The sequence below is a fragment of the Parapedobacter flavus genome (assembly GCF_035818675.1).
Classification (GTDB): Bacteria; Bacteroidota; Bacteroidia; order Sphingobacteriales; family Sphingobacteriaceae; genus Parapedobacter; species Parapedobacter flavus.
This window is the reverse complement of record NZ_JAYKZZ010000001.1, coordinates 325,170-346,519: the sequence shown is the minus strand read 5'-3', so window position 1 is coordinate 346,519 and position 21,350 is coordinate 325,170. Positions and strand designations below refer to the sequence as shown.

22 protein-coding genes are annotated in these 21,350 nt (G+C 48.1%); 7 read left to right on the top strand and 15 right to left on the bottom strand.

Going from position 1 to position 21,350, the window contains the following annotated elements:
* Positions 1 to 58: 58 nt before the first annotated feature.
* Both U9S71_RS01450 and U9S71_RS01445 read left to right on the top strand, forming a co-directional pair.
* On the top strand, positions 59 to 556 hold the full coding sequence (locus tag U9S71_RS01450; protein ID WP_326324669.1) for an RNA polymerase sigma factor: 498 nt from the start codon (positions 59 to 61) through the stop codon (positions 554 to 556).
* Positions 543 to 1,148, top strand: a complete 606-nt coding sequence (locus U9S71_RS01445; RefSeq protein ID WP_326324668.1) for a hypothetical protein — start codon at positions 543 to 545, stop codon at positions 1,146 to 1,148. The genes U9S71_RS01450 and U9S71_RS01445 overlap by 14 nt, the downstream gene beginning before the upstream one ends.
* On the opposite strand, the gene U9S71_RS01440 is transcribed toward U9S71_RS01445, so the two are convergent.
* From U9S71_RS01440 to U9S71_RS01430, 3 genes are read right to left on the bottom strand one after another with little or no spacing between them, the layout of a single operon-like run.
* The gene (locus U9S71_RS01440; RefSeq protein ID WP_326324667.1) at positions 1,129 to 1,884 is read right to left on the bottom strand and encodes a Rossmann-like and DUF2520 domain-containing protein; all 756 of its coding nucleotides are present in this window, start codon (positions 1,882 to 1,884) and stop codon (positions 1,129 to 1,131) included. The two genes, U9S71_RS01445 and U9S71_RS01440, sit on opposite strands and share 20 nt — an antisense overlap.
* Complete coding sequence (gene ccsA, locus U9S71_RS01435; RefSeq protein ID WP_326324666.1) at positions 1,884 to 4,334, bottom strand: cytochrome c biogenesis protein CcsA; 2,451 nt, start codon at positions 4,332 to 4,334, stop codon at positions 1,884 to 1,886. Before ccsA ends, U9S71_RS01440 begins: the two co-directional genes overlap by 1 nt.
* Positions 4,335 to 4,339: 5 nt before the next feature.
* The gene (locus U9S71_RS01430; protein ID WP_326324664.1) at positions 4,340 to 4,777 is read right to left on the bottom strand and encodes a cytochrome c maturation protein CcmE domain-containing protein; all 438 of its coding nucleotides are present in this window, start codon (positions 4,775 to 4,777) and stop codon (positions 4,340 to 4,342) included.
* 166 nt (positions 4,778 to 4,943) lie between these two features.
* Between U9S71_RS01430 and U9S71_RS01425 the strand changes: the two genes are divergently transcribed.
* Entirely contained in the window at positions 4,944 to 5,906 is a 963-nt protein-coding gene (locus tag U9S71_RS01425; RefSeq protein ID WP_326324662.1) for a lipid A deacylase LpxR family protein, read from the top strand.
* Here U9S71_RS01425 and arfB read toward each other — a convergent pair.
* On the bottom strand, positions 5,903 to 6,313 hold the full coding sequence (gene arfB / locus U9S71_RS01420; protein WP_326324661.1) for an alternative ribosome rescue aminoacyl-tRNA hydrolase ArfB: 411 nt from the start codon (positions 6,311 to 6,313) through the stop codon (positions 5,903 to 5,905). The two genes, U9S71_RS01425 and arfB, sit on opposite strands and share 4 nt — an antisense overlap.
* Positions 6,300 to 7,568, bottom strand: coding sequence for a dicarboxylate/amino acid:cation symporter (locus U9S71_RS01415; protein ID WP_326324659.1), 1,269 nt, complete (start codon positions 7,566 to 7,568; stop codon positions 6,300 to 6,302). Before U9S71_RS01415 ends, arfB begins: the two co-directional genes overlap by 14 nt.
* A 44-nt stretch (positions 7,569 to 7,612) precedes the next feature.
* Here U9S71_RS01415 and mnmC2 point away from each other — a divergent pair, with 44 nt between their 5' ends.
* Complete coding sequence (gene mnmC2 / locus U9S71_RS01410) at positions 7,613 to 8,281, top strand: tRNA (5-methylaminomethyl-2-thiouridine)(34)-methyltransferase MnmC2 (RefSeq protein WP_326324657.1); 669 nt, start codon at positions 7,613 to 7,615, stop codon at positions 8,279 to 8,281.
* 11 nt (positions 8,282 to 8,292) lie between these two features.
* On the opposite strand, the gene U9S71_RS01405 is transcribed toward mnmC2, so the two are convergent.
* Genes U9S71_RS01405 through U9S71_RS01395 form a run of 3 tightly spaced genes read right to left on the bottom strand, consistent with a single transcriptional unit; the run spans position 8,293 to position 11,393 of the window.
* The gene (locus U9S71_RS01405) at positions 8,293 to 8,790 is read right to left on the bottom strand and encodes an FKBP-type peptidyl-prolyl cis-trans isomerase (RefSeq protein ID WP_326324656.1); all 498 of its coding nucleotides are present in this window, start codon (positions 8,788 to 8,790) and stop codon (positions 8,293 to 8,295) included.
* A gap of 39 nt (positions 8,791 to 8,829) precedes the next feature.
* Positions 8,830 to 10,839, bottom strand: coding sequence for a thioredoxin domain-containing protein (locus U9S71_RS01400; protein WP_326324655.1), 2,010 nt, complete (start codon positions 10,837 to 10,839; stop codon positions 8,830 to 8,832).
* A 56-nt stretch (positions 10,840 to 10,895) separates the two neighbouring features.
* A complete protein-coding gene (locus U9S71_RS01395; protein WP_326324654.1) occupies positions 10,896 to 11,393 on the bottom strand; it encodes a SixA phosphatase family protein in 498 nt (165 codons plus the stop codon).
* A gap of 262 nt (positions 11,394 to 11,655) precedes the next feature.
* Between U9S71_RS01395 and U9S71_RS01390 the strand changes: the two genes are divergently transcribed.
* Positions 11,656 to 12,603, top strand: a complete 948-nt coding sequence (locus tag U9S71_RS01390; protein ID WP_326324653.1) for a stealth family protein — start codon at positions 11,656 to 11,658, stop codon at positions 12,601 to 12,603.
* A 19-nt stretch (positions 12,604 to 12,622) separates the two neighbouring features.
* On the opposite strand, the gene U9S71_RS01385 is transcribed toward U9S71_RS01390, so the two are convergent.
* The 7 genes from U9S71_RS01385 to U9S71_RS01355 all read right to left on the bottom strand — a co-directional run bounded on the left by U9S71_RS01385 (position 12,623) and on the right by U9S71_RS01355 (position 19,660).
* Complete coding sequence (locus U9S71_RS01385) at positions 12,623 to 13,615, bottom strand: Stealth CR1 domain-containing protein (protein ID WP_326324651.1); 993 nt, start codon at positions 13,613 to 13,615, stop codon at positions 12,623 to 12,625.
* 48 nt (positions 13,616 to 13,663) lie between these two features.
* The gene (locus U9S71_RS01380) at positions 13,664 to 14,233 is read right to left on the bottom strand and encodes a P-loop NTPase family protein (RefSeq protein ID WP_326324649.1); all 570 of its coding nucleotides are present in this window, start codon (positions 14,231 to 14,233) and stop codon (positions 13,664 to 13,666) included.
* Between the two features lie 519 nt (positions 14,234 to 14,752).
* Positions 14,753 to 15,766: a clostripain-related cysteine peptidase gene (locus U9S71_RS01375; protein WP_326324647.1), complete on the bottom strand. Its 1,014-nt coding sequence runs from the start codon at positions 15,764 to 15,766 to the stop codon at positions 14,753 to 14,755.
* Positions 15,767 to 15,946: 180 nt separating this feature from the next.
* Positions 15,947 to 16,672: a M57 family metalloprotease gene (locus tag U9S71_RS01370; RefSeq protein WP_326324645.1), complete on the bottom strand. Its 726-nt coding sequence runs from the start codon at positions 16,670 to 16,672 to the stop codon at positions 15,947 to 15,949.
* 344 nt (positions 16,673 to 17,016) lie between these two features.
* Positions 17,017 to 17,787, bottom strand: coding sequence for an alpha-1,2-fucosyltransferase (locus U9S71_RS01365; protein ID WP_326324644.1), 771 nt, complete (start codon positions 17,785 to 17,787; stop codon positions 17,017 to 17,019).
* An 83-nt stretch (positions 17,788 to 17,870) separates the two neighbouring features.
* The gene (locus U9S71_RS01360) at positions 17,871 to 18,629 is read right to left on the bottom strand and encodes a DUF268 domain-containing protein (RefSeq protein ID WP_326324642.1); all 759 of its coding nucleotides are present in this window, start codon (positions 18,627 to 18,629) and stop codon (positions 17,871 to 17,873) included.
* A gap of 2 nt (positions 18,630 to 18,631) precedes the next feature.
* Positions 18,632 to 19,660 (bottom strand): glycosyltransferase family 2 protein, encoded by a 1,029-nt coding sequence (locus U9S71_RS01355; protein ID WP_326324641.1) that lies wholly within the window; start codon positions 19,658 to 19,660, stop codon positions 18,632 to 18,634.
* Positions 19,661 to 19,776: 116 nt separating this feature from the next.
* On the opposite strand from U9S71_RS01355, the gene U9S71_RS01350 reads away from it, so the two are divergent.
* Positions 19,777 to 20,517, top strand: a complete 741-nt coding sequence (locus U9S71_RS01350) for a hypothetical protein (RefSeq protein WP_326324639.1) — start codon at positions 19,777 to 19,779, stop codon at positions 20,515 to 20,517.
* Positions 20,514 to 21,350 carry a glycosyltransferase family 2 protein gene (locus U9S71_RS01345; RefSeq protein WP_326324638.1) on the top strand — a complete coding sequence of 279 codons (837 nt, stop codon included), beginning with the start codon at positions 20,514 to 20,516 and terminating at the stop codon, positions 21,348 to 21,350. Before U9S71_RS01350 ends, U9S71_RS01345 begins: the two co-directional genes overlap by 4 nt.

The following is a 21,350-nucleotide window of genomic DNA, read 5'->3' as shown; positions in this document are numbered from 1 at the left end:
GGAAATAATTTTGTAACACCAACTCTCTTTTGGTGTCTAACCCATGTAACTGCCGTTCATGAGTAACCAACGACAACTGTTCCAGCTATTATTTGAAGAAAACTCCAATCGGATTTACCACCTGTGTTATGGCTATACCGGTGACAGCGATTCGGCGAACGACCTCATGCAGGAAACGTTCATTAAGGTATGGCAGAACTTGGATAAGTTCCGCAACCAGTCTCAATTCTCCACGTGGATATACCGCATTGCCATAAACACCTGCCTGTCTTACCTCCGCAGCGCAAAGCGACGGGCCACCGATGAGCTGAACGACAGCATCATCGAGAATTACACAGAAGAGCCTTCGGAAAAGCAGGAGCAAATCGCACAGCTATATAAGTCCATCGCACAACTGGAAGAAAACGAGCGGATCATCATCACCATGGTATTGGATGAAGTGCCCTACGCCGAGATCGCCGAAGTGGCAGGTATCTCCGAGGGCAATCTACGGGTAAAGATACACCGGATAAAACATAAGCTAACAGAAATATACAATAGCAATGAAAGGGTTTGAGGAGATACAACAACTTTGGCACGGGCAGGCACCCGATTCAAACGTTAGCTTTGAGACGGTATTGAAACGGGTCAAAAGCAGCCGGTCCGCATTGGCCAGAAAGCTGTTCTGGCAGAGTATTTCAATGGGTATCGCCGTGGCGATTCTGATTTGGATATGTTTAACCGTCGATTTCTCGACTTGGACCACCTATCTGGCCATCGCCATCATGGTCGGTTGCATCGGTTACTATTTCGCGAGCCAGCTGAGTGACTACCGCGCTATCCATAACAGTCAAGACCTCCTGTCGAAACCGCAGGATTACATCCATTACCTAAAGACCTTCCAGCAGAAGCGTTATCGGTTCAATACCCGCAATTACACCATCTACGAAGCATGCATTGGTGTCGCATTCGCTTTGTACGGCATTGAGATGTATTTCGCCCTGTCTTTGTGGACATTCATCGGCTTAGTGGTATTCGTCATCTTTTGGTTTGTGGTTTGCCACGTCGTCTTCATGAAGCAGTACATCCGCAACGAACACGCACGTCTTGCTGAAATGATCGATAACCTGGAACGGATAAAGGGGCAATTCAACGAATCCGCTCGCTGATGAGCCGGTAAAGTTTTGCTAATGCGGGGTTCGCTTCCAGCAACGCCAAATGCTTCTCCATGGTATGCCGGTCGTTCCGCACGGCCGGACCGGTCTGTGCATCCTTGGGCGCATGCTCCATTACCTTTTGTGCAGTTTCGAGGATAAGTGGCCGGATAAGGTCGAATTCCAAACCGTGCTCGTTCAGGATATCGGCGGCAATGGTGTAGAAGTGGTTGGTGAAATTGCAGGCAAATACAGCCGCGGTATGCAGCGAAAGGCGCTGCTTGGAGTCGCACCGGAAAACACGCTTGGATAGGCTGCCCGCTAATTCCTCCAGTCGCGCTAACGCCGCTTCGCCCGATGCCTCCACTGCGAGGGGTATGGTTGAAAAGTCGACCGCCTTTGCTTTTGAAAATGTCTGCACAGGATACAGCACGCCGTAATTGGCGGTGTGGGCAGCAAGCACGGCCATATCCACGCTACCGGCGGTATGTACGACTGTACCCCGCAAGGTGTTTGGCAGTTGTGCTGCTACGGTCGCGAGCACGTCGTCCTTTACTGCGATAATATAGATATCCGCTTGTACGTCGATAGCCGTTGGGTGGTTTATCGCTGCCGCTCCCAACGGGTCTGCAAGTGCCTGCGCGTGGGCCTCAGTGGGGCTATAGACCTGCGTGATGCGGTGACCTGCCTGCACCAGCGCATCGCCCAGGTGAGTCGCCACGTTGCCGCTGCCAAGCAGTACGATATCCATTAGACGCTTTGGCGTTTGGCTTCTTTGCTGCGGCGTAGGATGGACATGAAGAAACCGATTGTCATCACGATAGCACCGCACCAGAAGAAATTGATATACGGGAATTTGATCGCTTTGAATACCACCCACCGCTTCTCCGGCACGGGCTTCTGGTACACCATCAGTTCCAGTTTATCCTTTTGGGGCATAATGTTACTGAAGCGGAGCCGGAGCCCTTGCGCTTCCACATCTTTAAAGAGGTCGAATGTGTTGCCATCGCGGATAAGGAACACCGGTTCGGCATCGTATGTTTCGCCGTCTGCGGCATGGATCTTGACTTTCAGTCCGACGATAACATCGTTTTCCTGCCGCGGAATGTTCTGTACCGTTGCATTGCGATTAATGCCTTCGACCACGATATACCCGTTTCGGTACCGCAGGGTATCGCCGATATTGGTTTCATACACAGCGGGCTCTTCAAAATCTTCAAAGCCGGTCTGTGTACCATTTCCCTGGGCCTGGGTATGCGAATCGGACATGGCCGCAGTAATGAGCGTATAGATGTCGTGAGTAAGGTAGTGGCGTGTATCCGGCGTACCGATTAATCCACCCATTTCCGGATTATTCTGTGCAAACGGCCGCAGCTGGAAACTTTCGGTCACCCGGCCCGACTCTTCGTCGACCTTCTCGTAGTTGATCTTGTAATACACATTGGGCGGCGCCACGCTATCGCCCACGTAAGTAATGCGGTAGTCGCCCATCTGCACAGGTTCGCCTTCGGTAAGGAAGAGGTTGTCGCCCGGGTCTTCCACCTGGTCAAAGCCCGCTACGGCAATGTAGTTGGCGCTGTTTACGGAAATCACCTCGTTGGTTGCTGCCGCTACGAGTGCGCCGATAAGCAATAACCCGAAACCGATATGTGCTACTGCAGATCCCGTAAGCTTCCACTTTCCGCGGATGGCGTCGCTCAATATCCGCCCGTTCGCCACGATGGTATAGGCAGCCGAAAACACGAGCAGGATATACATGAAATTGGTGTATACCTCGGTGACGTATACCACCGCCGCCGTCAGCACTGCTGCGGCAACCAACGATGCGATGACCGCCGCGAAAAATTTACGGACGTCGGTCCGTTTGTATTTCATGAACTGTGTGACTGCGGAAAGCAGCCCCACCACGACGGCAAATCCGGCTTGCCACTTATTATAATGCTGTATAGGGTCGATGGGCGGTGCCACGTTTGTACCGAAGATGGCGTTGAAAACCGGCACCGACGTGGAAGCGATGATCTGTACACAGGCCACCGTGAGCACCAAAGCGCCGATAAACAACCAGAACTCACGCGAATAGATGTCTTCCTCTTTTTGATGCGACGGCATCTCGCGCTTGCGGGTCACCAGGAAGTAAACCATCACCCCGAGAAAAATCAAGTTGAAGGCTACCAGTTGCCAATACAACCCCAGATCGGTGAAGGAGTGTACCGATGTTTCGCCCAGCACGCCACTACGGGTGAGAAAAGAGGCATAAATAACCAGCACAAAACTCACCATAGCAAGAAATGTAGCCGTAAAGTAGGAATGCCCGGAGTTCTTATAGGCCACCATAACGTGTACCGCTGCAATGAGTGTGAACCACGGAATAATGGAGGCATTTTCCACCGGGTCCCAAGCCCAGAAGCCCCCAAAGTTAAGCGCCTCATAGGCCCAGAAGGAGCCCATGATAATACCCGCGCCCAGGGTCATCACCGCGAAGAGCGCCCACGGCAAACCCGGCGTAATCCATTCTTTATAACGCCGCGTCCATAATCCCGCAGTCGCATAGGCAAAGGGCACAATCATTGCAGCAAACCCGAGGAACAGCGTAGGTGGGTGAATGACCATCCAATAGTTCTGTAGCAAGGCGTTCAGGCCACTCCCATCCGCAATCATGTTGACATAATTCGGATTCGAAAAGATAGGTAAGTCCATCGCATCCCGGAAGAGGATGAACGGCGAACTTCCCACACGCTCGCCAAAAATGGCGATGCCGATGAGCATGGAGCCTAGCACGGCCTGGCAGAGCATTACCACAGCCATCACCGGGCTTTCCCAGCTTTTGGCTTTAAATAGCAACACAGCGCCCAATAGTGCCTGCCAGAACATCCAAAGCCAGAAGCTCCCCTCCTGCCCTTCCCAAAAACTCGAAATAATATAGTGGGTGGGTAACGACTTAGACGAATGGGCCCACGCGTAGTGGTACTCGAATAAATGATTGTAAATAATATAGTACAGGCAAGTACCTATGGCCAAGACCGATACGACATTAACCCAAAAGGAAGCCCGCGCTATGCGTAGCCACGAATGGTCTTCTTTATTTTTTGTGGCAAAGTAATACGCCACGCAGGCCAATAACGCAGAGCCAAAGGAAAGAATGACAAAGAACTGGCCGATTTGCCCGGGCAACAGGCGCTCGCCTACATAAGCTATATCCATCTATACTAACGATTACCGGTTGGCGGCGCAACATAGCCCAGGGTATTGGCCGTTGTCGCCTCTATCACTTCTACCTCATCCTCGTTGTATTTGGATGGGCATTTCATCAAAATCTTGCTCGCATGGAAATTCTCCCCAACCATCTTGCCGGTCAGCACAATCTGTTCAGAGCGCTCGATGTCCTGCGGTTTTGCACCCCGGAAAATAACCTGACACTCGGTGCTGTCATTGTCGTACATATAGAACGAAAAGTGATTGGCATCAACCTTCGGATCGTAATGCAAATCCTTCTCTTTGTTGAGCACACCCACAACGTATAATTCGGTTTGCTTTTCCTTGGCTTCCGTGAAACTGGAGTAGGTACTCGAATCTGCATATATCACAATAATCATAGCGATGGCTATTGCGATAACGATAATACCTATTACTGAACTTTTCTTCATGTCGTTATCCCCCAATGGATTAATACCGGAATGCAAAATTACGAATTGGAAAATGAAGGTACGAATAAAGCAAGTGATTGCGCTCTTTTAGAATCGTTCTAAACAGAACGTGTAGAAAAATCCGTATGTTTGCTTTCGGGAAGATTGATAGACCATTAACTAAATAATGACCAGCCCACTACACCACATCGGTAAAGCCTGCATGGCCCTGGCACTGCTGTTTGGCTATTCCATGTGTTTGGCACAGCATTTTCCCCGCACGGAGTTCAATTTCAGGAACGACAATGACCTATACCTGTTCAACAAACAAGACCAATACTACACCAATGGGGTGTTTTTCAATATCCGCAAAGCGGCAGATAGCGCGAAGTTGTCGATCAATGAAGCCAACCGCATTTGGGGCTTGACCGTCGGACAGAAAATGTACAATGCCTATACGGCCAACATCCGCCACATCGAGGAAGTAGATCGGCCGATCACTGCCTACTTGTTTTTCGCTGCGAATTTCGATCGCTATTTTGAAAGCGAGCGGTTCATGTCCGTCACTGTGGAAGCCGGTACCATCGGGCAGCGGGCACTCGGCAAGGAGTTTCAGGAAAGCTTCCACAAGGCTTTCCGCCTATATGACATCGCGGGTTGGCAATACCAGCTGAAAAACGCCTTCGGCATAGATGCGGCTGTGCACTATGGCGGGTTGTTCTACCGCAACCCGGCCCGCTGGTTTGATATGTCGTGGCGAGCAACCGCTACCTTGGGGCTCAACCACACGGGGTTATCTGCGTCGCCCAGCTTCCGATTCGGCCGTATCAATCCGCTTCACCGGTCGGTATACACCTCCAGCCGGCTACAGGCACGTGGCCATACAATGGCCAAGGAGCTTTTCCTGTACTACAGTCCACGGTTGCATTTCGTCGGTTACGACGCCACGCTCCAAGGGGGTATGTTCCTGCACGACAAAGGACCCGTAACCTATACCCCTGCCCGATGGGTATGGTACAACCAAGTTGGCGTAATGTATGCCAAAAACGCACTTTCTTTGCATTTCCAGTACATTTTTTACACCAAGGAGGTTCCGGGAATGTTTTTCCGCCATCGGTATGGCTCGGTGGGGGTGGGATACCGGTTTTAAAACCAATCTTTCCGCCGATTGATTTTGCGTAGCGCCTGCAATCGTTTGGTATCAAGGCGCTTCTGCACGGCTGCTTTGGAGGGCTTCGTCGCTTTACGAGGCTTCTCGGTCTTCAGGGCGTTTGAAAGGAGCTCCCCCAGCTTTTGAAGCACCAGCTCCTTATTGCGCAGCTGACTTCGGGTTTCCTGGCTACTGATCTGCAAGAGACCTTCGGCCTGCAGGCGATTAGATAGGCGTTTGTGGATACGCGCTTTCTCTTCTTCGGAAAATACGGTCGCGGCAGCGATATCGAACAGCAGGGTAACCTTGGTTTCCACCTTGTTGACGTGCTGCCCGCCAGCACCCCCGCTCCGCGATGTTTGGAACTGCACGAAAGGGAGTAATGAATCTATGTCAATCCGTATCATCCGTATTCAATCCACCAGCTACATTCAATCTGTTTTTACCACCGGCAAACCGCGCCACCATCATCGCCGCCACATTATCACCCGTGGCATTGAGCAGTGTCGCCATCGGGTCTACCAATGTGCCGATGATCATCACTGCCGGAATCGCTTCGGTAGGGAGCCCATATACCGAAATCATCAGCATTTCGCCGATATAGCCGCCATTCGGAATGCCACCGGCTACGATACTGACCAATACAGTAATGCCGATAGCGGTGAGTAGGGTCATCGGGTCAAAGAAATCCCAGCCAATCAATACGAACGCCACGTAGATCTTGACGATGCTCGACATCGACGAGCCATCTTTGTGCAACGTTGCCCCCAGCGGAATGACCACATTGGCCACAGCGGGCGGGATGCCCATCTTGAAAGCCACCGAAAGGTTCACCGGCATGGTGGCGATGCTACTACAGGTACCCACGGCCGTAGCGGAGGGCAAGATGTTGTTTTTCCAGAACCGGTTGATGCCCAGCCTACCCCCGGCAATGTATGCATAAATACTAAAGAAGACGATGAAATAAACGGCGCCGAGCACATAGTACAGGCCCAGCGGCTTAGCATAAAACCCGAAGAGCTCCGGGCCGATGGTGCCCACTTGGTAGGCAAAATAAGCCCCTAAACCAATGGGCGCAATTTTCATGATCAGGATGAGCAAATGCTTCATCACCTCATTGCCCGAAGAAAGGAACTTCCGGAACGCACCACCCGTCTCCCCCGCCCGCATAGCTGCAATCCCCACGAGAAAGGAGAAAATCACAAAGGCGAGCATATTCTCGCGCGACAGCAGCTTGTAGAACTCGTCTACCGTAACAAACCGCACCAGCTTAGCGCCCCACGTATCGCCCGGATCGCCCTGGAAAAGTTCGCTACCCGCCTCCTGCACAGCCTGCGGAGCTTCGACCGGAAAGAACCAGAGTGCCACTATCGTGCATACCGCTGCGATGACAATGGTGCCCAGAAACACACCCGCCATCACCGAAATGATACGGCCCAGCTTCTGCGAACCGTCGATGTTGGCAACCGCAGCGGCGATAGCAAAAAACAGTAAGGGAATAACTGCGGCAAACAGCAGGTTAAGGAAAATATCGCCCAAGGGCTTAAGCCAAGTCACCGTGCCGGGGAAGAAACCACCGACAATGCTTCCCACCACGATACCCAGCAACAACAGTAAAATGCTGCCGTAGTTCTGCAAGAAATTGGACTGTTGCCTTTCCATATTTAGGAGGCTAAAGTAATGGATTTATTTTAAGTTTGCACGACATGGTCGAATTTGTTGTCACGTCTGACGGTTCCAAAACGCTGTATCATCCCGCCATCGGCGAGCATTATCATTCGCGCCACGGCGCGGTACAGGAAAGCAAGCACGTATTCCTCGGCATGGGCTTAGGGCATTTCGTGGTGCAGCACCAGCCGCAAAGAGTTAGTATACTGGAGATCGGGTTCGGTACAGGGCTCAATTTTCTTCTTACCGCAGATGACTGCCTCGCAAAAGGCGTTGGGCTCGATTACACCGGTGTGGAGGCGTACCCGCTGCCGGCCGCCACCCTATCGCAAACCGCATACGGCGACTATGTAAGCTCCGCGCTATGGGTCGCCTTCCTCTCCCGATACGCAGACGGTTTGGCAACACCGCAGACCATTCTAGATGGGTGCACGCTTGAAATCGCCCATTCGCAAGTACTGGAATTTACCACTGAGAAACGATTTGACGTGCTATATTTCGATGCCTTCGCAGCGGTTCACCAGCCGGAGATGTGGACGGAAGAAACGCTACGGCATGTCTGCACATTTTTAAAGTCCGGTGGCATTTTCGTTACCTATGCCATTACCGGTCACCTCAAGCGCACGCTGAAGTCTTTTGGATTTACCATAGAAAAAGTGCCCGGAGCACCCGGTAAAAGGGAGATGCTCCGGGCAACGAAATACTAAACCATAAGTGATTAATGCTCGTGCGTACCGTCAGGTCCGTGCGAATGCCCGTGGGAAAGCTCATCTTCCGTAGCTTCGCGGACGGACAGCACCTCGATGGCGAAGTGCAGGTTCTGCCCGGCCATGGGGTGGTTGAGGTCTACCACTACGGTTTCCGGGCTTACCTCGGTTACTTTACCCCTGAACTGGTTGCCCTGGTTGTCTTGCAACGGGAGGACTTCGCCCACCGCAGGAAGGCCGCTTTCCTTAAACATATCGGCCGGCAGCGGAGCAATGGCTTGTTCATTAACTTCGCCGTACGCATCTTCGGCAACCAATTCAAAATCTTTGGCATCCCCAGCTCCCAAACCAGCGATATGTTCTTCGAACTTCGGCAGCATCATTCCCGCGCCAAACAGGAAGTCCAGCGGATTGTCCTTTCCAGCTTCTTCAACAAAGGTTTTTTCACCATTTTCGACGGTGTGGAGTTTGTACGTCAGCGTTACTACGCTGTTGGGTGCTATTGTCATTGTGTTTAAAATTGTGGTCATGCGTCACGCGTGACCGGTTTATCTACTTGTAATTAATTGCACTAATTCGTCGGCCTGCGCTACCGGCAGGCTACATGTTTTATTACGGCACACGTACGCCCTAGTTACGTCGCCTATCCGCCCTGCCAACAAGGGGAGGCTTCCTTTTGTTCCGCCTAATATCATTTTGTTGGGCACGTAATGCCTGTCCAGTTCGCAGCGCAGTGCCCGCCAACCGGGTCCGGTGAGCACCACTTCTAAGTTCCCGCTTACCTCATCAAGCAACTGGGTGGCCCAATTGGCATAAGCCGATCCGTACGGCGCGGTATGCGGCACCACCTTGGCCAGCTGTTGTGCGGTAATAGTGGTATAATGCGGTTCGTCAAAAGCCAATCCCAGCCACCGCAACTGCCGGGAGATGGTAGAGGTAGAAGAAGAAATCACGTTGTCCATGGTCTCCGTTTTCCGTGCGACAAGCGGATCGGCGTGTGCCGATGTATAGTAAAATACCGAAGTCTCCTCATCGTAAAAATGATCCAGTACATAGGCTACCAGCCGTTTCGCCTCCTGCAGCCAATGCTCGTCGAAGGTGGCCTCATATAATGCGATGTAGGCCTCGATGGTAAATGCATAATCATCGAGAAACCCTGCGATGGCTTTGCCGTTTGTGGGAGGTTGGCGCCACAAACCGCCGTCTTCGGCATAGAGGTGCGTTTTTATAAATGCGGCATTGGCCAAAGCCACATCGAGGTATGCGGGTATATCGAAAACTCGGTATGCATCGACAAATCCCTTCAGCATCATGGCGTTCCAAGCCGTCAGCAGCTTGTCATCCAATCCCGGACGCACCCGTTTGCTGCGGTAGTCGCGTAATTTCCGCTTGGCATCGGCGAGTACCGTTTCCCATTCGTGCACCGAAAATCCAGCCTCTTGGGCCATGCCGTCTGCTTCAATATCTATCTTCAGTACATTGGTGTGTTCTTCTTCCCAATTCCCTTCTTTCGTCGCACCGAAATAGCGGATAAAAAGTTCCGCATCTTCACCGAGCACCGCTTCGATTTCATGCTGCTGGAAGGTATAGAACTTCCCTTCCACACCCTCGCTGTCGGCATCCAGTGCACAGTAAAAACCGCCCTCCGGACTGGTCATTTCACGCTGTACCCACTGCAACGTTTCGCTCACCACACGTTTATACAGTGCAACAGGCTGTTGTTGCCAGGCCTCAGCATACAGGCTGACCAACTGCGCATTGTCATACAGCATCTTCTCAAAATGCGGGATATGCCAGCGCGCGTCTACCGAATATCGTGCGAAGCCACCACCCACATGGTCATAAATACCACCGGATGCGATTTTCCGTAGGGTGAAATGGGCGTGATCCACCACGCTGGGGTCATCCATCAGCACACCGTAACGCAGCAGGAACAGCCAATTGTTCGGCAGCGGAAATTTAGGTGCTCGATTATATCCACCCTCCTGTTTGTCAAAACGTTCCTTCCAGGGGGTAACGATTGCAGCCAAGTCTTCTTTCGTATAGCTTTCCGGAATCGGCACAAAAGGCAGTTGTTCACTCTGTTGGATACCAGTGGTAAGCCGCTCGGCATAGTCATTGGCCAATGCGGGGTTTTCGTTCCACATGGCAACCAGCTGTTTCAGGAATTGCGTCCATTGTTCGGGTTGGAAATAGGTACCACCATAGATGGGCCGGCCATCGGGCAGGCATATGCAATTGAGCGGCCACCCACCCTGACCTGTCATCAACTGCACGGCGACCATGTATATCTGGTCGATATCGGGGCGTTCTTCCCGATCCACTTTGATGGAAACAAAATGTTCGTTCATCAGTGCGGCGATGGCCTCATCTTCAAAGCTTTCGCGCTCCATCACATGGCACCAATGGCATGCGGAGTATCCAATGCTAACAATGATGAGCTTGTTTTCGGTTTTAGCTTTTTGCAGGGCTTCATCACCCCAAGGGTACCACTCAACGGGATTAAACTGGTGTTGCCTTAGATAAGGCGAGGTCTCACTATGGAGTTTATTCGGCATCTGGCGATAAAGGTAATGTTTTTCTACCGAACATGGAGAACGGTTGTCGTCCCTTCTTACTCTTCCTTGCCGGGCTCGGTAAACCAGACATTGGTTCCGGTTCCACTCGATATCGATGCCCATTCGCTTACGTCATCAAAACGCAAATGAACGATGCTGCACGTAGAGAGGTTATAGATATGCTCGTCTGCCAGCGAATTAACCAATAAGGTAAGGCCGGGGTTATGTCCAAAAAAAGCTACACGATCAATGCCATTGTCCAATTCATTGATGATTTGCAACAAGGTGTTGGGCAATGCTTCGTATATACGCGGTTCGAGCTTGATCTCGTTCACCGGAATAGTCAGGTGCTCAGCGAAAATCTGCGCCGTGGTGATGGCCCGTTTGGCGGGACTACTGACCAATTGTTGGGGTTTAACGGTATAATCGGCCAACCGTTTGGCCATTTTAGGCGCATTTTTGAAGCCACGCGAATTAAGCGGGCGGTCGAAATCACTCACATCGAAACCCCAGTCCGACTTTGCGTGCCTTATAATGAATAAATGCTTTGCCATGATGCTCCCGCTATTTATTTCCTAACTACTTATTTCTAGCAACCGCCGTACCGAAAACGCTTTTTTCAAGTTTTTCGTTACCGATTTCGTAGTATCTTCGGTATTTTGAGCAAACTTGTCCCGTTCCACCATGTCCGTATCACCCTTGGTGACGTTGCCATCGAAGTAACACAAAAGAAATAGCAAATATGCTACAATTATCATATTTTTGTGATTTCTCATAAACTACCAAATATTACTATATTAGGAATATACTTACGAAATGAACAACCTGCGCTTTGAAATAGACTTGGTTTATCTGTGGGTGGATGGCAGCGATCCTAAATGGTTAGCGAAAAAACAAGCCTTCACAGACCAAGTAGATGATAACTCGGAAGCGAACAACAAAGGACGCTATGCGAATAATGAGGAATTGAAATACTCGCTTCGGTCAGCGGCTCAACATGTCCCTTGGATCCGAAGGATATTCATCGTTACCGACAATCAGGCACCCGATTGGTTAGACACCAACCATCCCAAAATACAGTTAGTTGACCATAGGGAAATCCTACCTTCAGAATCATTACCATGTTTCAATTCCAGCGTCATCGAGTATTTTCTATATCGAATCCCAAATCTATCCGAACATTTCTTGTTTGCGAACGACGATATGTTCTTCAATGCTGACCTCCTGGCTGATTTCTTTTTCGCACCAGATGGGCACCCCATTGTGCGGCTAAAAAGAAAACGGCTTGGTAAATGGCGTCACCGAATAAAAGGTCTTGTGGGAAAGAAATTGGGGCAATACGCGAGAATGGTTGCGGATGCGTCAGCGTTAATAGAAGAAAAATTTGGAAAATATTACGCAGGGGTACCACATCATAATGTAGATGCTTACCGCAAATCGGACTATCTCAAAGCAGTGGAGGAGGTATTCAGCGAGCAAGTATTACAATCGCAGACGCACCGTACTCGAACATATGGGGACCTCCACCGTTCGGCGTTTTCATATTATGCTTTGGCGATAGGCCGGGGCCACATGAAGTACGTGAGAAGAAAAGAATCGGGCAGAATCCTCGTTTACAAACATAATTTTGCTGGATATCTTGAAGAACATGGCTCTAAGCTTTTTTGTCTGAATGACAACCAGCATGTAGACGACCGGGATCGACAAAAAATCAGGCCTTTCTTAGCGAACCATTACCCCGTTCCGTCAATGTTCGAGAAATGAGAGTTCTACACAGGCACAATCATCGCTCGAAACTTGATTTTTCGGGTAAAATATGGTTGAATGCATCGCTGACTGCCTGCATGGTCTTATCGTAATTAACAATGTGTTCGCTATCGTTTACGCAGACCAACTTATACGATTGCTCGCGTATCGCCTTGATCGCTTTCGGTGCCCTGAAAACGAGGGGAAACATCTTGGTATCCGCGTACGTGTTGTAGGGCACAAAGTTGGAGCGGCATATCTGCCATGTACGGAAAAGCTCTTGCGTATAATCTTCAGGGTTACGGAAACGATGCGATGACATTGCTGTCAATTCCTTGCTGGCGTAGTCCCATACCTCTTCAAACGTCGTTTTGGTATATGGCTGCGCATTGTGCGGTGTCCGCAATGTTACGAACTTGCCATACGGCTTGAGGAGCCGCGTGAGTCGAGCACGTTTGCCGTAACTTTCATGGAACCATTTATCATGATCGCGCGCCATCACTTCCCGTTTGTCAAAGCGCCGATTGATGATCTCGATGTTATTCTTCAAACATTTGCTCCATAGCGAGAGCCCCATATTCATGCGGAAGGCCGCGATATCGTTGGGCACCCCATCGGTAAAAAAACGCGATTGCGGGAGGTCATTGATGATAAAAAAATCATCGTTGAAATAAACAAAGTGCTCTGCCAGCTCCGGTATACGGTGCAGGTAAATTTCGATGAGGCTCGAATTAAAGCATGGTAGAAATTGCTTGGGGATATAGTCTTCATGATTAACCATCCGTAGCTTTGGGTGGTCTGTGTTTAACCAATCGGGTTGCTGACCGCACGTAACGAAATGGATGTTTCGCACCCATGGAGCGAATTTATCGACGCCTCTAAACCAATATTTCAACAGACCATGGTCCCGGAAACGGGCCTCGGTCACTTCATTCTTCTTGTTGTCTATCTTACCCGAATAAGCAGCGAAATCCCGCTGCCATTTCGGGTCGTTCATATCCACCCAGGTAATTACAAAATCGATATCCATTGCGGCCCGTTAAACGGTCAAAAATAGGGATTTTATTTTTGAAGCGCATTATTCGATTAAAATCCGCTCAAACGGAATGTCGTGCACTTTGGCTGCGTATTTCGGAAAATCGGTCTTATACATGATGCCAGTGCCTAAGCTGTATATCTTTTGCGCCCGCGACAACATCAGGAAATCGACGAATGATTTCAGATACACCTCGCTTTCTGCATCGATCACATTATCGATATGGACAACCTTACCCGGAATGGTATAGATGTTCTTGAGATCTTTCACCACGGCAAGGAAGGTAGAACTGTCCGAAGTAACCAACACGGGCACGTCGCTCTGTTCCGAAATGCGCTTCAGCGCATTTACGTTTTTGGATAGTAACGCTTGTCGGTCGGATGGTGGCAGCGGTTTGAATTGGTACTCTTTGAAGTCAGCCAAAAGATTCTGGAAGCGGAATACGCAAGCGATAAAGGCCGGGTTTCCAATATGATTGAGGTGCTCTTTCAGACGATCATCCAATAGTTTCGTCGGTTTGAAGAGTTCGTTAAAAAGCTGCCCCCACTGGTATTGCCGATCGTACTTTTCGTTTATTTCATCAAGATAGTCCAAATTTGCATATACACGCATTTGCTTATTTAACGGCAGTACGTTCAACAACCGTTTTATGGTATGCTGCTTTCGTAATAATTTAAAACGGACGTCACCGATCGTGTCGCTTAGCTCCTCTGGTTTTGGAAGCCAATCGTACTTGTTGGGCGCAAAAAATTCGCCTAGGTTAAAAGGATGACTGTGAATACAACGAAATGGTACATTTATCGCCTTCGCTAATGCATAAACACTAACAATCCCCTTAAAACGATCCGTGAGTCCCTTTCCCAACCTTCGATCGTCAATCATCGAAATGAGCATTGGTATTTTATCCGATCGGACCAAGGAAAATCTGTGATATTTCAATAACATCTGAATCTCCCGGAGTCCATACGCATTGAAAAATAAGGTGACAGATTTTTTTAGACTTCTAAGATTGCTACTCATACCGCTAATCAAAAAACCGGATAAATATACGGTGATTTATAGCTGGTTCAAAAAATGAGCCGAACAAATACACCCAATTAGCAAAAATAAGTCTAAAGACAACTCTCGAGATCAGTTGCCAAACAATACGGACATCCCGCTAGCGCTATACCACTCAAGCTTACTGTAATACGAATGAAGTGGGTCATGGGATTCGGGCAAATAAATACTCAATCCGCTGAAATGCGTTATTGGCTTATTCAAAAAAGCCTCTGTACTTTGCCTGTACAAAACGGCAGCGTTTACTTGTTCCGTTATAGCGTAGTAGTCTTCCGGTTCGAAGCCTTTTCTAAGAAAATCCAAATAATCATAAGCCTTAACCCGTGAGTTTGGGTCGAAATCCAATCGCTGAAGTACCGACTTGTCAAACCCTATTTTCAAATTTTTCGAACTCAATAAAACCTTCATCTTTCGAGCCAACAACGACAAGGAATCTGTATCAATCAACGAAACCGCCGCAGATGCATATTCTCCTCCTAACGACTGATAATAACTTATAAATGATTGTCCGATCTTTATCAGCTCCTCTTTTCCACCAAATAGATACGGTACGATTTGCCCATAAGGATAACTCGACGACAAAACCTCGGTCGGAGACGCCAATATGTAGCGGGCATTATTTTTCAATTCGTAGATCGCTTCGATACTGGCCATAGAACAAGCGTCGAAAATAATGTACCGGAAATCGGACGGTAACGCTTGTTTTAAATCAATAATATCCATCTCCAAACCATTGTCTTGACCAAATGATTTTAATCTTATTTCCAGGGGGGGTGCCCATGAGCTTGCGTGCGACCAAAGAACCAACCCGTACGAAGAAGCAGGGCTGAGTTTTCTAGCGTCGTTAACCACTCTAGACAAGAAATAAGGATCGGAGGAGTTTTCATTTCCATATATCGCAATGGTATCACTTACGATCTCCGATGTATTATCAGATTTGACCTTCAAAATAACCGACGATTCCGAACCTATTTTTAAATACACCAGTAAATTGAGGCTCGGTTCATATGCGCTCTCTATTTTATTCACGCTATTTAGTGCCTCAGTTCTTAGATCATTATTAGCAGCGATATATATAAGTACCATTTGGTCCAAATACCTAGGTTCGTTTTTGTGTTCCTTTTTGCATGCACACAAAACAAACATTGTCGCTAGCAGGACACACCTACCCATTTCGCCCCCCCGCACAATAAAATAGTTTTTAATAGATTAATTACTACAATTTTGTCTGACGCAAGAACGAAGACTTCCAAGACTTTCTAAATCTTAGTATGCGTAAAACTCAATTCCTTCGTATACATAACCAGGCATTGGGCCCTCATTTGGATTTTTCGTGTAGTGGTGATCACGCACTCCGTTATGATTATAACGATATATGGGTACACTCCCAGCCGACGAGGGGTAGAAGGCATAAAATGCAACTCCTTCCGCTGTGTACCCATTATAACTACCAGGTGTCCTAGTATAATAATGATCCTTCACTCCAGAATGATAATAGCGATAAATAGGAATGGCCCCCGGAGCAAATGGTGGTGCGGCAAAAAACCCAATTCCTTCAAAAACATAGGCATTGTTTGATCCATTTCCTTTTTCAGTGATATCTGTAGTAAAAAAATGGTTGCGGTTACTGTCGTGATTATATCTAAAGACAGGAATTGCTCCAAACACTGGTGGGTTAGCAGGATACATAAACTGAAAGGCAATAATGTCATAGCTCGACAGTGTAACGGGACTTGTGCCACACGTTGCACCATTCATAATAGAATTGACATCCGCGCCTGTTGGTGTACCTAGCAGGTTGGCAGCTTGAAACTTTGCACCGTTATCCGGCAGGGTCCCGCTTTTAGGCTCGCCCAATGGTTGCCAATTGGTATGCCTGAAGCCTATCGCATGTCCCAATTCATGAACAATAAGACTTTGCCGCTGAGCGGAGGACAGGCCAGCCATGATACTAGAATTTAAGTAAACCCTGCTACCCGGTAGTCCATTCAACAGCAAGAATAAACATGACCTTTTAATGGTTTAAAATGTTTCAATATTTGTTAATGGGTCTTTGTTAGCTATTTTAATCGTGAATTAACGCTTAAGACCGCCAATCTTTTGATTGTATCAATTATTTTACGTTAAATATCCAAATATTACAAATTTTTAACCCAGAGACAACTATATAAGCCAAATCTCCACATTATAAACAAATAAACAGAGCGAGAAAATCTATCTGAATCCATCCAATGGCGAGGTTGACTTGTATAAATAGGTGAAGGATTACGTGCACTTCTCCAACACCGAGAGAACACACAAGTCAATCGGTAGTCGCGTAATCCTCGATGAAAGGTTTAGCAAACACAGAATCGGGGCAAAATTATTCCAGAGACATCCAACCCTTCCTTTGTCACCCAGTGGCTAGGCGAGACGACAATCTTGTGAGGATCCGAATTGAACCAAGCGCCCCACCAACTGAAACTACTGTTGGCAATGATATGGTGTTTACATAAACTCATTAATTGCATATCCCGAAAACTCTCCAACCCCTTATTCCAATCTACGAAAAGTGCATTTGTAAGCGGAAAATTTGCCTTGCACCACGGTATATCGTCTGAGAAAAAGACAAAACGTGGCTGGTCAATATTCCGTTTCATATAGTCGAGCGCGCGATGATAATAATCGGCATCACAAATCCCACCCAGCAAGGGATCACCTAAATAATCGCCTCGGCGGACGTGTACACTTACAGTATTTTCATCGGCGAGTACTTCAACGAGCTTGACATTCTCCAAATTTGAAAAATCTGGAAAACGAAGGTCAATACGCAATCGGTCCGCCACCGGTTCGATATAACTGATATGTTGCCAGTACCCCCAATAATAACGATGGTTGGGGTCAGTAAAGATTTGCCTATCATATCCAAATAACTGCTTCTCCTCGTAATATGCTTTTTTTGTTCCGTAAATCCGGCGTAGCTTGCGCGAAACCCATCTGCGGTCCTGCCAGTCAAAAAGCCTACGCTCAAAAGATGTCAGCTGGGGTAGTTGGACACCGAAAATTCGATTGAGCTCAAAGCCATTATGACGACCGTACGAATCGTAACCTGATAGGTCGGCTTTCACCTTGGGAAATGTTTGTTGTAACCGACAGAAAAACGCATATTGGAAAAGTTGGTTACCCAAACCACCGAGAAATTTCACCACTTTCATTGTGTGGCCCCCTTTCTAAACCAGAAACAACCGCAACCATAGAATTGCTTGGCTAACAACGCGTCTGATGGATTGTGGACCAACCCACCATCCGCACCATCTTCGGGAATCAAGGTAAAATCCATCAATTCCATATCACTGAACAGCGCCAGTACCTGCTGCTTATCGTAAATCCGATGGGCATTAAAGCAGATTACACTCTCGCCACCCAGGGGCACGACGAACAACAGTGAACCGCCCGGCGCGATGACACGTTTCAATTCGAAAATGGCCTTTAAATCTCCATCGTAATCTAATTTATCTCCATAACGACCTAACCCGATATGCTCTACAGTATGCATACAAGACAATGACAGAACGCTGTCATCGGGGAAAGGCAAACATGTTATGTCTGCAAACGATGAGGTTAAGTTATCCAACACCAAATCAGCTGGACGATAATCATAGAAGTCGGTGGGTACCACAGCAGAAAGCATGCTGCAAAAATGCAATGTGGAAGAAATATCGACGTGACGGTCGGGATTAATGGATTTGATGATGCGCATTGCCCACGCCGGGTGATAGACATAATGTCTATCGAAAGCGGTATTGCTGGTAGCATCAGTTAAACAGGGGTAAAACAAATCCGGCGATATACGAAACCGGGCGTTCGATGTTTGTTCCTGCTCGGATAAGCTTTCATATTGCAAGAAAAAGTTACGAGGTAGCCCTTTTCTTTTTCCTCTCACCCTCGACCAAAATCGTTCGAATCGCATTGCTAATTAATTAATAATCTCAACCAAAATTTGAAGATGCGGCGCTTCTGTTTGAATGAAGTAAAGGAAACCTTAAAAAGACCTTTCCTAAGCAGGTACGATGCTGCTCGACTTTTGGGTATTGTCGCGGTCACCACGTCATACCATCGATTAAACAACTCTTTTTCAAAAAACCTGATAGGCAATTTCCCCGACAAGCGGTTTGCCGATTTCAACTGCATCAATAATGTAAAGAAGTCATCGGTAGCATGGTCTGTAAATCGTCTCCAAAGCAATGCATCAAAAACAGCGCCAAGCATATCAGGATCGGCCCCCAGTAGCTGTAACTGTTGGTCTTTGATTATTCGCAGGTATTCAATTGCTTTATCATACTTTGTTTGCGAAATATTTTGCCCATGTATCCTATAATAAACCAGCGGCTCATTGAATACATGTATCGAATACTGATCTGCTAATCGTACAAATAAATCATAATCTTCAACGGGCGCCATATCCCGATACCCCCCGATTGCAACAGCTTGCTCCCTGCGGAACATCACACTTGAATTAACCAGAATATTGCTCCAAAAAAACCGGGCTTTTAATTCGGATGCTCGGTAGGCCGGGTGCAGGAGCTTACCCGTTGATTTTCCTTCTTCATCGATTAAAACAGCATTACCCCCACATAAAACCACATTAGGGTACTTTTCTATAAAATCATATTGCTGCGCCAAACGTCCCGACATCGCAATATCATCGCTATCCAAAATCGCTACATATTCGCCTACTGCAGCTTCTAGTGTGGTGCGGCGAGCATAGACCAATCCTTTATTTACGGAATTATCCATAAAGCGAATGCGAGGATCCGAATATTGCCTAACTATAGACGCAGTGCTGTCAGTAGAACCATCATTAAAAATAATCAACTCGAAGTCTTTGAATGACTGATCAAGTATGCTTTGAATAGCGTCACCAACATAACGCTCCGCATTATAAGCAGACATAAGTACGGAAACGCGAGGAGAACGCTGCTTTGCAAATTTATTTGGCATACGCGGTGCGGACTAGAATACCCTACAAATGTAGCTTTTTTGGAAATAATGACGTTTGACCTGAGATTGTCGGTCAGTTTAGTAACTTTGATTGCATCGAAAGCTTTGAAGAGAATATGATTAGAGACAATACGGTTAAATACTTGTCATTCAGCTTATGGGGCGACCAACCCCATTATACGGTAGGCGCTATCCGCAATGCGGAGCTGGCTCGCGAAATCTATGTTGATTGGCACGTGCTGGTCTATCACGACAACACCGTCCCCGATGAAACCCTCACTCAATTACAACAATTGAATGTTCAGTTAATCGACATGACCGGAAGTCCGATTTATTCGCTATTCTGGCGCTTTCTTGCCGCCGATATTGAAGACTGTTCCCACGCCATTTTCAGGGATACAGATTCGCGGATCAGCCTGCGGGAACAGAAAGCAGTAGACGAATGGATCAAGTCGGGCAACACACTGCATGTCATGCGCGACCATCCACATCACCAAACGCCGTTCGGTGCGCAAGGGTTGGGCATTCTGGGAGGTATGTGGGGAATACGGGGTGGCAGCTACGCCATGGAGTCTGCCATCAGGGGGTTTATAACCGAGCAGCGCGATCAATACGGGGTCGACCAGAATTTCCTACAGGAAGTTTATCGGACATTCGGGCGCTCGCAAACGATACACGACGATTTTTTCGAACGCAAACCATTTCCGGTACCCAGAACGGGTTATCATTTTATAGGCGAGCGGATAGACGAGCACGAACAGCCAATCGGTGAAGACCGGGAAGCATTGAAGTATTACCTCTCCCCGCGAAAAACGTTATGGTTCAAACGTCTTCGGAAAAAAATATTAGGCAGATGAGTCCACCTCTTTTCAGTATCATCATCCCTACCTACAATGCCGGACGGACATTGTCACGCTGCCTGGAAAGCATTTTAAAACAAACCGACACCGATATAGAGGTTATCATTCAGGATGGTGGCTCTACTGACGACACTGCACAAATAGCTGAAGGTTTTGATACGGATCGCATCCATTTTTTCGCTGAGCCGGACAATGGCATCTACGATGCGATGAATAAAGCCATTGAGCGCAGTACGGGCACTTGGCTGCTGTTTCTAGGAAGCGATGATTATCTTTACGGGCCCGCTGTGCTGGCCGATATACGGAAGGCATTAACCGGCACCACCGCGCAGCTTGTATACGGCAACGTAAAAATGGTAGGAGACACGCCGTGGGCAAAAGATGGCGCGATGTACCGGGGAGAAACCAGCGCCGCCGAATTGATGCTGCACAACTACAGCCACCAGGCTACTTTTTATCACCGTGGTATTTTCGATGATGGGCATCGGTATAATCCCAAATATCGCGTTTGCGCAGATTATGATTTCAATCTGCTCTGTACAGCGAAGTATCATGTCCAATACATACCGATAGTGGTCAGTTGCTTCGTTTCTGGAGGGTTCAGTTCGATCAATGAAGACGAGCTATTTATTCAGGACATGTGGACAAATGTCATTCGATATTTTGGCAGCAAACTGCGAACCAACCCATTTTTTCCATTCAGAAAGAACATGAAGAAAGCCGCCGAGGTTTTTTACAAGCGCTTCGACCTCTACCACGCTTTAGTCGCGTTGTCATTGTACCTCTACCATTCGTCGAGAAAGGGTCGATTCAGCGCCCGCCATCTTTGA

What these genes read in the sequence shown, in the direction of transcription:
- U9S71_RS01450 (WP_326324669.1), top strand. Translation starts at nt 59, where the DNA reads ATGAGTAACCAACGACAACTGTTCCAGCTATTATTTGAAGAAAACTCC.
- U9S71_RS01445 (WP_326324668.1), top strand. Translation starts at nt 543, where the DNA reads ATGAAAGGGTTTGAGGAGATACAACAACTTTGGCACGGGCAGGCACCC.
- U9S71_RS01440 (WP_326324667.1), bottom strand. Translation starts at nt 1,884, where the DNA reads ATGGATATCGTACTGCTTGGCAGCGGCAACGTGGCGACTCACCTGGGC.
- ccsA (WP_326324666.1), bottom strand. Translation starts at nt 4,334, where the DNA reads ATGGATATAGCTTATGTAGGCGAGCGCCTGTTGCCCGGGCAAATCGGC.
- U9S71_RS01430 (WP_326324664.1), bottom strand. Translation starts at nt 4,777, where the DNA reads ATGAAGAAAAGTTCAGTAATAGGTATTATCGTTATCGCAATAGCCATC.
- U9S71_RS01425 (WP_326324662.1), top strand. Translation starts at nt 4,944, where the DNA reads ATGACCAGCCCACTACACCACATCGGTAAAGCCTGCATGGCCCTGGCA.
- arfB (WP_326324661.1), bottom strand. Translation starts at nt 6,313, where the DNA reads ATGATACGGATTGACATAGATTCATTACTCCCTTTCGTGCAGTTCCAA.
- U9S71_RS01415 (WP_326324659.1), bottom strand. Translation starts at nt 7,568, where the DNA reads ATGGAAAGGCAACAGTCCAATTTCTTGCAGAACTACGGCAGCATTTTA.
- mnmC2 (WP_326324657.1), top strand. Translation starts at nt 7,613, where the DNA reads ATGGTCGAATTTGTTGTCACGTCTGACGGTTCCAAAACGCTGTATCAT.
- U9S71_RS01405 (WP_326324656.1), bottom strand. Translation starts at nt 8,790, where the DNA reads ATGACAATAGCACCCAACAGCGTAGTAACGCTGACGTACAAACTCCAC.
- U9S71_RS01400 (WP_326324655.1), bottom strand. Translation starts at nt 10,839, where the DNA reads ATGCCGAATAAACTCCATAGTGAGACCTCGCCTTATCTAAGGCAACAC.
- U9S71_RS01395 (WP_326324654.1), bottom strand. Translation starts at nt 11,393, where the DNA reads ATGGCAAAGCATTTATTCATTATAAGGCACGCAAAGTCGGACTGGGGT.
- U9S71_RS01390 (WP_326324653.1), top strand. Translation starts at nt 11,656, where the DNA reads ATGAACAACCTGCGCTTTGAAATAGACTTGGTTTATCTGTGGGTGGAT.
- U9S71_RS01385 (WP_326324651.1), bottom strand. Translation starts at nt 13,615, where the DNA reads ATGGATATCGATTTTGTAATTACCTGGGTGGATATGAACGACCCGAAA.
- U9S71_RS01380 (WP_326324649.1), bottom strand. Translation starts at nt 14,233, where the DNA reads ATGCGTGTATATGCAAATTTGGACTATCTTGATGAAATAAACGAAAAG.
- U9S71_RS01375 (WP_326324647.1), bottom strand. Translation starts at nt 15,766, where the DNA reads ATGGTACTTATATATATCGCTGCTAATAATGATCTAAGAACTGAGGCA.
- U9S71_RS01360 (WP_326324642.1), bottom strand. Translation starts at nt 18,629, where the DNA reads ATGCGATTCGAACGATTTTGGTCGAGGGTGAGAGGAAAAAGAAAAGGG.
- U9S71_RS01355 (WP_326324641.1), bottom strand. Translation starts at nt 19,660, where the DNA reads ATGCCAAATAAATTTGCAAAGCAGCGTTCTCCTCGCGTTTCCGTACTT.
- U9S71_RS01350 (WP_326324639.1), top strand. Translation starts at nt 19,777, where the DNA reads ATGATTAGAGACAATACGGTTAAATACTTGTCATTCAGCTTATGGGGC.
- U9S71_RS01345 (WP_326324638.1), top strand. Translation starts at nt 20,514, where the DNA reads ATGAGTCCACCTCTTTTCAGTATCATCATCCCTACCTACAATGCCGGA.